Source organism: Pontibacterium sp. (assembly GCF_041587635.1).
Lineage (GTDB): Bacteria > Pseudomonadota > Gammaproteobacteria > Pseudomonadales > Balneatricaceae > Pontibacterium.
In genome coordinates this window covers 1-10,991 of sequence record NZ_JBFGYC010000071.1, presented here as the reverse complement: position 1 = coordinate 10,991, position 10,991 = coordinate 1, and the positions used below count along the sequence as shown (strand labels likewise).

11 protein-coding genes and 1 pseudogene are annotated in these 10,991 nt (G+C 51.2%); 10 read left to right on the top strand and 2 right to left on the bottom strand.

The window, feature by feature from the left end; all coding sequences use genetic code 11:
• Both ABYW01_RS05950 and ABYW01_RS05945 read right to left on the bottom strand, forming a co-directional pair.
• A partial coding sequence (locus tag ABYW01_RS05950; protein WP_372831579.1) for an HlyC/CorC family transporter occupies window positions 1–1,065 on the bottom strand: 1,065 nt, incomplete at its 3' end.
• A 109-nt stretch (window positions 1,066–1,174) separates the two neighbouring features.
• Window positions 1,175–1,963: an inner membrane protein YpjD gene (locus ABYW01_RS05945; RefSeq protein WP_193951510.1), complete on the bottom strand. Its 789-nt coding sequence runs from the start codon at window positions 1,961–1,963 to the stop codon at window positions 1,175–1,177.
• A 250-nt stretch (window positions 1,964–2,213) separates the two neighbouring features.
• Here ABYW01_RS05945 and ffh point away from each other — a divergent pair, with 250 nt between their 5' ends.
• The 10 genes and pseudogenes from ffh to ABYW01_RS05895 all read left to right on the top strand — a co-directional run.
• Window positions 2,214–3,623 (top strand): signal recognition particle protein, encoded by a 1,410-nt coding sequence (ffh, locus tag ABYW01_RS05940; protein WP_372831578.1) that lies wholly within the window; start codon window positions 2,214–2,216, stop codon window positions 3,621–3,623.
• A 261-nt stretch (window positions 3,624–3,884) separates the two neighbouring features.
• Window positions 3,885–4,136, top strand: coding sequence for a 30S ribosomal protein S16 (gene rpsP / locus ABYW01_RS05935; RefSeq protein ID WP_193951512.1), 252 nt, complete (start codon window positions 3,885–3,887; stop codon window positions 4,134–4,136).
• Between the two features lie 28 nt (window positions 4,137–4,164).
• The gene (gene rimM / locus ABYW01_RS05930; protein WP_372831577.1) at window positions 4,165–4,698 is read left to right on the top strand and encodes a ribosome maturation factor RimM; all 534 of its coding nucleotides are present in this window, start codon (window positions 4,165–4,167) and stop codon (window positions 4,696–4,698) included.
• Between the two features lie 3 nt (window positions 4,699–4,701).
• On the top strand, window positions 4,702–5,454 hold the full coding sequence (trmD, locus tag ABYW01_RS05925; RefSeq protein ID WP_372831576.1) for a tRNA (guanosine(37)-N1)-methyltransferase TrmD: 753 nt from the start codon (window positions 4,702–4,704) through the stop codon (window positions 5,452–5,454).
• Window positions 5,455–5,471: 17 nt separating this feature from the next.
• Entirely contained in the window at window positions 5,472–5,828 is a 357-nt protein-coding gene (gene rplS, locus ABYW01_RS05920; RefSeq protein ID WP_193951515.1) for a 50S ribosomal protein L19, read from the top strand.
• Between the two features lie 153 nt (window positions 5,829–5,981).
• A complete protein-coding gene (locus ABYW01_RS05915; protein WP_372831575.1) occupies window positions 5,982–7,355 on the top strand; it encodes a hypothetical protein in 1,374 nt (457 codons plus the stop codon).
• 48 nt (window positions 7,356–7,403) lie between these two features.
• Entirely contained in the window at window positions 7,404–8,300 is an 897-nt protein-coding gene (gene xerD, locus ABYW01_RS05910; RefSeq protein WP_372831580.1) for a site-specific tyrosine recombinase XerD, read from the top strand.
• A 60-nt stretch (window positions 8,301–8,360) separates the two neighbouring features.
• Window positions 8,361–9,095, top strand: a complete 735-nt coding sequence (locus tag ABYW01_RS05905; RefSeq protein ID WP_372831574.1) for a thioredoxin fold domain-containing protein — start codon at window positions 8,361–8,363, stop codon at window positions 9,093–9,095.
• Between the two features lie 160 nt (window positions 9,096–9,255).
• Window positions 9,256–10,557, top strand: a complete 1,302-nt coding sequence (locus ABYW01_RS05900; RefSeq protein ID WP_372831573.1) for a homoserine dehydrogenase — start codon at window positions 9,256–9,258, stop codon at window positions 10,555–10,557.
• A gap of 12 nt (window positions 10,558–10,569) precedes the next feature.
• A pseudogene (locus ABYW01_RS05895) lies at window positions 10,570–10,991 on the top strand (threonine synthase); the annotation flags it as partial.

Genomic DNA, 10,991 nt, shown 5'->3' with positions numbered 1-10,991 from the left:
GATATAGGCGGTACCGTCGATGAAGTAACTGCCGTCTTCCTGCGGATGAATATCCTGATTATCTTCTTTATTGTCGTTGGAGAGTTCTCCGACAATCTCTTCCAGAATATCTTCCAGCGTGACGATGCCTTCAATATCACCGTACTCATCCACCACTAAACCCATGCGTCGTCCCTGCTTTTGAAAGTGCAGCAGCTGCGTCTGTAACGGTGTGCTTTCAGGGATGAAATAGGGCTCTGTAATCACCTGCAAAATTGCGGCTTTGGAGATAGTGCCCTGATGGAAAACCTGCGCCAGATGTCGCATATGCAGGATGCCAACCACTTTGTTTAACTCGCCACGGTAAACCGGCAGGCGGGTATGGGGTGTCATACTAAGTTGTTGAATGATCTGGTCTATCTCTTCGTCCAGATCGATCCCTATAACCTCATTACGCGGAACCATGATGTCATTTACGGTGACTTCTGAAAGCTCAAGTACACCCAGTAACATCGACTGGTTCCGGTGTGGCAGAAGGGCACCCGCTTCGTTAACCAGTGTGCGCAGTTCCTCTGTGCTGAGGTTGTGGTTGTTGTCATCGTTGATGTTGATGCCAAGCAGGCGCAAAAAGCCGTTGGTGATGCCGTTGACGGCCCATACAAGCGGGTAGATGAGTGTTAGTAGCGGTCGCAGTATATAGGCGGCAGGAAATGCAATCTTTTCCGGGTGCAAAGCGGCAAGTGTTTTTGGAGACACTTCCGCAAAAATCAGGATCACCAATGTCAGTCCGGCAGTTGCGATGACAACGCCCGCATCGCCCCAAAGGCGCACCGCAACGATGGTAGCGATAGCCGACGCAAGGATGTTAACAAAGTTATTGCCGATCAGGATGACACCGATCAGGCGGTCTGGTCGCTCTAATAGCTTGCTGGCACGGCGTGCGCCGGGATGTTTTTTCTTCACCAGATGCTTCAGCCGATAACGGTTGAGAGACATCATGCCGGTTTCGGAACTAGAGAAAAAAGCGGAACAGAGGATCAGGCAACAAAGGATGCCTAATAGGAGGCTTATCGACGCGTCTTCCAAGACTGCATAACCTGTGGTCTATATTGGGAGGCCCATTGTCGAGTGCCCCCCAGAACCTGTCAAGTAGCGAATAGATGACAGCGTCGTGATCAGTGTTCAGGTGTCGTTGTTACAGCAGCCACTCAAGCACCAGTTTGCTGCCAAAAAAGGCCAGTGCTAGCAAGATAAACCCGCCAATTGTCCAACGTGTCGCGGTATGGCTGCGCCAGCCAAAAAAGAGACGTCCACAGATTAAGGTGGCATAGAGTACCCATGCCAACAGCGACAGGGCTGTTTTATGTAGCAAGTGCTGAGCAAAAAGGTCATCTACAAAGATAAAGCCAGATACCAGCGCGGCTGTTAGCAGAATCTCACCGGACCAGATCATCTCAAAGAGTAAGCGATCCATCGTTTGCAGCGGGGGTAGGGAACTCACCAGACCGCGGGTATGGTGATGTTTCAGTGCAGAGTGCTGGCGAGATACCAGTACTGCCTGCAAAACGGCCAGTGTGAGTATGCTGTATGCCAATACGGACAGCAGGATATGAGTAATCAGGCCGCCATCATAGTTGCGGGCGATGCTTTCTTCGGGAATAAAACCCGCGACTAGGGTCGCCATTAGCGCAATTGGAAACACGCCTATAAATAAGTTGTCGATGGCTTGACGGATGCTGCTTAACAGAACGATCGCAACCACAAGCCATGACACGAGGCTGCCCATGGCAAAGAATCCTAGATGGATGCCTTCAGCCTGATGCAGCAGCGCATATGCGGCCACGGTATGGCTGGCAAAACCGGCCCATCCCAGCAGTTGGTTGATGGTGCGAGGCTGCTGGCGTTTGCCCTGCAGAATCTGCCATTGGAGAAAGCTTGCTACCGCGTATAAGAGGGCAGCCAACAGAGTGGGAAGTATCAGCATCCTTTTCCTCCTGTCCGGGGACAGGTATCAATACTAAAACAAAAGGTCAGCCATTCGCTGAGCCGGTATAAGCGCAGTAGTGTGTCACAATTGCCCGTTGGATGAAATATGGGGGAGTGGCGTGGGTGGGTTGCTACTGTATAATGTGCATCAATTGCAATTTTCTCCGAGTCCCGCCTGAGCAAGATAGCCCTTCTGGACGTTATTTCTATATATAGATGGTTGGCGGGAACTGATACCGAGGCAGAGCATGTTCGAGAATCTTACAGAGCGACTCACGCAAACGCTTAAGTCCGTCACGGGCCAGGCGAAGCTGACCGAAGACAATATTAAAGGCACCTTGCGTGAAGTACGTATGGCACTGCTGGAGGCTGATGTTGCCCTGCCGGTAGTCAAAGCGTTTGTTAACAGTGTTAAAGAGCGTGCAGTTGGCACCGAAGTCAGCAGCAGTCTGTCACCGGGGCAGGTGTTCGTTAAGATTGTTAACGAAGAGCTGGTCAATGTTATGGGTGAGGCCAATGAGGCACTCAACCTGGCAGCACAGCCTCCGGCAGTAGTGATGATGGCCGGTCTTCAGGGGGCGGGTAAAACGACCTCTGTTGCCAAACTGTCTCGTTTCCTGCGCGAACGTGAGAAGAAAAAAGTTCTGGTCGTTTCTGCTGACGTATACCGTCCGGCCGCGATTAAGCAGCTGGAGACGTTGGCGGCGGAAGTGGATGTTGAATTCTTCCCGTCGACGGCTGATCAGGATCCGGTAGATATCGTCAATGCCGCCATCGCGCATGCGAAGATTCAGCATCATGATGTGCTGCTGGTGGATACCGCAGGTCGTCTGCATGTCGACGGCGAAATGATGGACGAGATCAAACGTCTGCATAGCGCGGTTAAACCGGTTGAAACGCTGTTTGTCGTTGATGCAATGACCGGTCAGGATGCTGCGAACACGGCGCGGGCGTTTAATGAACAGCTGCCGCTGACCGGTGTGATCCTGACAAAAACCGATGGTGATGCCCGAGGTGGTGCTGCTCTGTCGGTACGTCATATCACGGGTAAACCGATCAAGTTCCTTGGTGTGGGCGAGAAGGTTGAGGCGCTGGAGCCATTCCATCCGGACCGTGTTGCTTCTCGAATCCTTGGCATGGGCGATGTCCTGTCCCTGATCGAGGAAGCAGAAGAGAAGATCGACAAGAAGAAAGCTGAGAAATTTGCGAAGAAGATCCAGAAAGGCAAAGGCTTTGATCTGGAAGATTTCCGCGAACAGATTCAGCAAATGAAGAATATGGGCGGCATGATGGGCATGCTCGATAAGTTGCCGGGCATGGGACAGATGGCGAATGCATCTCAGATGGCCGGTGCTGAAAAGGGTGTGGTCCAGATGGAGTCAATTATCAACTCCATGACCCCTAAAGAGCGTCGTAATCCAGATATCCTGACGGGCTCCCGTAAGAAGCGTATCGCTGCAGGTTCCGGCACACAGGTGCAGGACGTCAACCGACTCATCAAGCAGCATAAGCAGATGTCGAAGATGATGAAGAAGATGAGTGGCAAAGGCGGCATGGCCAAAATGATGCGTGGTATGAAAGGTATGTTGCCTCCCGGTATGGGCGGTGGTCCTGGTGGTATGGGCGGAATGGGTGGCGGAGGCTTCCCAGGACGTTAAGTCGACCGAGTCTGCGCCGCTTTCCGGCGTGTTTGGCAGCTGATCTGACGTTATTTTCAGTGCTGTCTAAGATTTAAGCATAAACCTCTTTGAAAGGGTGGTGAATTCGCGTAGAATTCCCGCCCTGTTTTTCCGTTCGTGGATTGCGCTATTGGCGCGGTTGGCGGGCGAAAGTTGGATCGGTGGAGTCTGAAATGATTTCTACCGGGATACGAAATTGCAGGCGATACCAAAACCTGCACAAATAAAGGGACCATTCGCATGGTAACAATTCGTTTGTCTCGTGGCGGCGCTAAGAAGCGTCCTTTCTATCACCTTACTGTAGCTGACTCACGTAACCCACGTGATGGTCGCTTTATTGAGCGTGTTGGCTTCTTCAACCCTCAGGCTCGCGGCCAGGAAGAGCGTCTGCGTGTAAACCTGGAGCGTGTTGAGTACTGGCAGAGCAAAGGCGCGCAGGTTTCTGCACGTGTTGCTACGCTGCTGAAAGACGCTGCAAAAGCTGCTGAATAAGTTTTTTGGATCAGGTTGGGTCAAGTAGATGAGTGGAAATACCACAGAAGAGAACACAGTTCTTGGTCGTATTGCTTCCGTCTACGGTGTTAAAGGATGGGTGAAGATTTATTCTCACACCGATCCGATTGAAAACATCCTGACTTACTCGCCGTGGTTGTTGAAAATTAAAGGCCAGTGGAAATCTTTCGAGATAGAAGCTAGCAAACGCCATGGTAAAGGCCTGGTCGCTAAGTTGGTTGGAGTAGATGACCGAGAGATCGCCCGTACATATAACGGGGTTGAGATCGCGGTTGAATCGCATCGTCTTCCAAAACTGGAAGAGGGTGAGTTCTACTGGAGCCAGCTGGAAAACCTGACGGTATATACCGTGTCCGGTCAGTTGCTGGGCAAGGTAAGTCATCTGATGGAAACCGGTGCGAATGATGTGCTGGTGGTAAAAGGTAATGATGAGAGTATTGATCGTAATGAACGTTTGATACCTTACCTGCCTGATCAGGTGATTAAAGAGATTGACTTGGTAACAGGTACTATACGGGTCGACTGGGATCCGGAGTTCTAAACCGTGTGGTTTGGTGTAGTGACGTTGTTCCCGGAGATGTTCGAGGCTGTTAAAAGCTTTGGCGTAACGGGACGAGCGGTACGGAATGGATCGATTGAGCTGCAATGCTGGAATCCGCGTGACTTCACGCTTGATAAGCATCGCACTGTAGATGATCGTCCATACGGCGGTGGCCCCGGCATGCTGATGAAAGTTCAGCCGCTGCGGGACGCAATCCATGCTGCAAAAGCTGCAGCAGGGGACGATGAGGTAAGTGTTATTTATCTCTCTCCTCAGGGACGCCGACTTGACCACAACGGGGTGCAGGAGTTAGCAAATCGTAAGAAGCTGATTCTGGTAGCCGGGCGTTATGAAGGTATTGATGAACGCCTGATTGAGACTGAAATTGATGAAGAGTGGTCGCTTGGGGATTTTGTCCTCAGCGGTGGTGAACTGCCAGCGATGACCATGATTGATGCAGTTTCGAGGTTGGTGCCGGGTGTACTTGGGCATCAGGACTCAGCTACTGAGGATTCTTTTTCAGACGGTTTATTGGACTGCCCGCACTATACGAGACCGGAACAGTTTGACGGAATACAAGTACCTGGGGTGCTGCTGGGCGGTAACCATGAGGAGATCAGGCGCTGGCGCTTGAAACAACAGTTGGGACGCACTTGGAAAAGACGTCCTGAGTTGTTGGATTCTCTGGAGTTAACCAAAGAACAGCAGGCATTGTTAAAAGATTTTATCCGTGAGACCCAAGGGTCCGACGGTTGAATATTTAGGAGCGAGCCATGAGCAGCAAGAACCTGATTATTCAGCAGATTGAAGCTGAACAGAAAACGAAAGACGTACCAGAATTCGGCCCGGGTGATACCGTTGTCGTACAGGTAAAAGTAACAGAGGGTACTCGTACTCGTCTGCAGGCGTTTGAAGGCGTAGTTATCGGTAAGCGTAACCGCGGCGTTAACTCTGCATTCACAGTACGCAAAATCTCTCACGGTGTTGGTGTGGAACGTACGTTCCAGACTTACAGCACTACAGTAGATAGCATTGCTGTTAAGCGTCGCGGTGACGTGCGCAAAGCTAAGCTGTACTACCTGCGTGAGCGTAGCGGTAAGTCTGCACGTATCAAAGAGAAGCTGGGTTAAGCTATCTTTTTGCTACACAGATCATAAAAAGCGGCTTTCGAGCCGCTTTTTTTGTGTCTGTAGATCTGGCGGGGGTGGTCTGAATGGTAAACCTGCAACTCCTTGCCTATAGTGTGTCCATTCAATTTTTATGAACTGCGTGGGAAGCGGGTGTTGAAACGGATTGCGTTACTGCTGAGTATTCTGCTGTTGCCGGTATTTTGTGTGGCTGGCTTTTATGGTTTCTTATGGTGGCGGGTAACTGAAGCAGCAGATGAAATGGTGACGAAAGTGTCGCCTTTTGCTGAGTTAAGTTATAACGACGTACGCATTGATTTAGTGGCGACTGAGATTGCGCTGGTCGATATTCGGGTAGCGCCTTTGGGCGGTACCGACCAGTTCAATATTGATGAAATATCCCTGAAGGCGCCCGACTGGTCTCAGATGTTGCGTCTTGGTGGCGATCTGGGTGTAGAGCCTTGGCCTGATGCTCTGTCGTTGCGTTTGAAAGGATTCTTCTTCCGGTTAGACAGTGCGTTGATGGAACAATGGATGCAACTAGCCCAGCAGGGGCAGCCGCAGGATATGACGGTGATAGGGCAGTTCTGCAGTTCAATGCAGGGCGCTGATCTACTGCAGGCCATGGGTTACCGGGTGTTGGGCGCCGATATGGAATTAGCCTATAGCTTTGATGCCGTAGAGGGGCGCTGGGATGTCGATATCTCTGCGGATACGGCTGAGGTTGGGGACTTCTCTATGGGGGTCTCGTTAAAGACATCTTCTGCATCGCTGTCAAAGTCTGCGTTAGCGGGCAGCCAGCTGGCTTTGCGTAGTGTGCAGAGTCATTTTAGCGATAAAGGGTTTAACCGTCGTTTTCGCGAGTACTGTGCAACACAGTCAGGCATTACCGATGAGCAGTTTGATCAGGCGTTGCGCGAAGAGTTTGAAGCGATGATCGCTTATACGGGTGTTGGGTTAACCGATGAGCTGTATCAGGGATTTGTGGATATGTATCGCCCTGCGGCAAACATCACTTTCCAGATGCGTCCTGATACCCCGTTGGGGCAGATGCAGGCGGTTCAAATTACCTCCCTCGATAGTTTTATGAGTCTGTTAAATCCTGCGTTGCTGATCAATGGCGAGCCTGTGAGTCTTGCCGGAATTAAGTTGTTGGAACCGGTGAAGAGATCTGTTCCGTCATCTGCAGTGACTCAAGGTTTAGTGCCGCCATCGGGTTCTTCTTTACCGGAAGGCGCGCAACAGGATTTGTCCCCGTCGACAGCAAGTTTGGATTCTCATATGAAGGGATCGATAGCGCCATCAAAAGAGATAGCACACCGTCCAGTATTTCGTGCTGTTGATATCTCCGATATAGGAGAACATATTGGACATCGTGCACGTATGGTGACTTATTTTGGTCGTCGAATTGAAGGCCGTATTCTGAAGATAGACCACCATGAAATGCTTATTGAACAAAGAATGCAACGTGGTGTGGCAACGTACAGTATTGCATTGGAGAAGGTGGCTGAGATTGAAGTCTACCGTTAGGTCTCATATGTGTTGGAATCTAAACTGATGTCTTCTTCTGTTGCCGCACTGCCTGCTGCAGACTCCAGGTTGATTGATCAGTTTCTCGATGCCATCTGGATGGAGCGCGGTCTGAGTGAAAATACGCTGAGCTCTTACCGTCGCGATCTGGTGCAGTACGGTATGTGGTTGCAGGCAAGAGCATCCGGCCTGCTATCTGCAGGTCGAGAGGAGCTGCAGCAACACTTGGCATGGCGATATGCCGAACGGCTTAAGGCAAGCTCTACCGCCCGTTTATTGTCGACGCTACGTGGCTTTTATCGTTATCTGGTACGTGAAAAACTGGTCGATACGGACCCTACGCTACTCATTGATAGCCCAAAGCGAGGGCGTGCCCTGCCGAAAACGCTGACCGAAAGCGATGTGGAGAGTCTGTTGCAGGCACCAGATCTGAGTGATGCCGTCGAGTGTCGGGATCGCGCAATGCTTGAGGTGTTGTATGCCACAGGGCTGCGAGTGTCTGAATTAGTGTCTCTGCATAGCTCTCAAGTCAATCTGCGTCAGGGCGTCATTCGTGTGATGGGTAAGGGCAGTAAGGAACGCTTGGTTCCGCTGGGAGATGAAGCGATTCATTACGTGCTGAAATACATGCGCGATGCCAGGCCACTTTTGCTTAAGGATACCTCCAGTGAGGTGTTGTTTCCAAGCCGGCGGGGTCAGCAGATGACCCGCCAGACGTTTTGGCACCGGGTGAAACACTATGCCTTGGTATCGGGGCTCGACAAACCGCTTTCGCCGCATGTGTTGCGGCATGCGTTTGCAACACATCTCCTGAATCATGGTGCTGATCTGCGCGTTGTGCAGATGCTGCTGGGGCATAGTGATCTCTCGACAACGCAAATCTATACACATGTCGCCCAGCATCGTTTACAGTCGCTGCATAGTAAACACCACCCACGCGGCTGAACTTTATGGTCTGTTCTGTATCTTAGCCAATAGTGGATTGTGAATAATATGGGGAAAGTCATGCGGAAGTTATGGGCAGTGGGCCTGTTTTTATTGGGTGTAAGCAGTTTTTCTCAGGCGGCACCCGCGGTGGATGAGATCATCAAAGGCAGCTTAAAGAAGATTGATGCGCGCTTAAGTGCGGTATCTATCCAGCCTGCTGAGATGGAAGGGATGTACGCGGTTGAGCTGAATACCGGTGAGTTGCTTTATTCGGATGCTAAAGGTGAATATTTCATGGTTGGGCAGTTGTTCCGGCTTTCACCGCAAGAAGGGTTTGTTAACCTGACGGAAGGCAAGCGCAAGAAGCAACGTCTTGATCAGCTGGCTAAGGTCGAATCTAAAGACATCATTGTTTATCCCGCAGAAGGCGAACGTAAAGCTACAGTCACGGTATTTACCGATGTGGATTGTGGTTACTGCCGTAAACTGCATAAGGAAATTCCGCAGCTTAATGCGATGGGTGTTCAGGTGAACTATCTGGCGTTTCCTCGTGCGGGCATTGGCTCGAATGCGTTTAATGTGATGGAGTCGATCTGGTGTGCGGCACCCGATAAGCGTAACGAGTTGATGACAAGAGCGAAAAACGGACAAAAAGTTGACCGGAGCAGTTGTGATTCGCCTATCGCCTCCCAGTTGATGTTGGGTCAGGCGGTTGGGGTGACAGGGACTCCGGCGCTGGTATTTGAGGACGGTACGTTGATGCCGGGTTACGTGCCTGCTAAACAGTTGGCGCGGGCGTTGAAATTGCAATAATTGTCGCGATCCTAAAGATGCAAGAAGGGGCTGGTTATGCCCCTTTTTTGTGGGCGCGTGTTACGGGTAATAGGCAATAGTGCTGACGGGCTGTTTTCGCTATAATACCCGGCTCAATTTTTGTGCAGTGCTGAAGATATTCACAGCGAGAGGTTATAGTTTGAAACCGGTAAAAGTAGGTATCTGTGGTCTTGGAACCGTCGGTGGCGGCACCTTTAACGTACTGAAGCGTAATGCGGATGAGATTTCTCGCCGTGCGGGTCGTCGAATTATCGTGGAAGAGGTTGGCGCTCGCCGTCCAAACCCTGATTGCGACACTAAAGGTGTTCAGGTAACGCAGGATATTTTCGACGTTGCGACGAATCCTGAGATCGATGTTGTTGTAGAGCTGATCGGTGGCTATGAGGTTGCACGTGATCTGGTTATGACGGCAATCGAAAACGGTAAGCATGTTGTAACCGCGAACAAAGCGCTGATCGCTGTGCACGGTAATGAGATTTTTGAAGCGGCACAACGTAAAAACGTTATGGTTGCATTTGAAGCGTCTGTCGCGGGTGGTATTCCGATCATCAAAGCGATCCGTGAAGGCTTGTCTGCGAACCAGATTAACTGGCTGACAGGTATCATCAACGGCACCGGTAACTTCATCCTGACTGAGATGCGTGATAAAGGCCGCGACTTCGCCGATGTCCTGGCAGAAGCTCAGGCTCTGGGTTATGCAGAAGCGGATCCTACCTTTGACGTTGAAGGCATCGATGCTGCGCACAAGCTGACCATTCTGGCATCGTTGGCATTTGGTATCCCGCTGCAGTTTGAAAAAGCGTACACCGAAGGCATCAGCAAGATCACGCGTGAAGATGTGCAGTATGCTGAAGAGCTAGGCTACCGCATCAAGCATCTGGGTGTGAGTCGTCGTACAGAAGCGGGTGTTGAACTGCGTGTTCATCCGACCATGGTGCCTGAGTCTGCCCTGCTGGCAAACGTCAACGGCGTCATGAACGCTGTGCTGGTTGATGGCGATGCCGTCGGTCAGACCATGTATTACGGTGCGGGTGCTGGTGCAGAGCCAACGGCATCTGCTGTTGTTGCGGACATCGTTGATGTTGTACGCACGCTGACAGCGGATCGTGATAACCGCGTTCCTCATCTGGCATTCCAGCCGGGTGAACTGTCCGATTTGCCGGTGCTGCCTGTTGAACAGATCGAAACCGGTTACTACCTGCGCATGCAGGCGTTGGAGCAGCCAGGTGTATTGGCCCAGGTGACCAGCATTCTGGGTGATAAAGGCATCAATATCGAAGCGATCATCCAGAAAGAAACCCGCGAAGAGCAGGTGCCGGTTATCATCCTGACGCAGCGTGTTCAGGAACAGAAGATGAACGATGCGATTGCTGCGATTGAAGCACTGGGTGCAATCTGTGGTTCTGTTACCCGTATCCGCGTTGAGCATCTGGCGGACTAAGGAGTCTTGAGCGTGAAATATATCTCTACCCGGGGACAGGCTCCGGTACTGAATTTTGAAGAAGTGTTGCTGGCCGGTCTGGCGAGCGATGGTGGTCTGTATGTTCCGGAAGAACTGCCTAAGTTCTCTCAGGAAGAGATCGCTTCATGGGCCGGTTTGTCTTACGCGGATCTGGCGTACAAGATCATCAAGCCATTTGTTGATGACTGTGTTGCAGACGATGATCTGAAACAGATGATCGACGAAACCTATGCCGGTTTTAACCACTCGGCGGTTGCGCCGCTGAAAGAGCTGGGTACCAACGAATGGGTTCTGGAACTGTTCCATGGCCCAACACTGGCGTTTAAAGATTTTGCATTGCAGTTGCTGGGTCGCCTGATGGATTACGCGCTGACCAAGCGTAATGAGCGTCTGGTGATCATGGGCGCGACGTC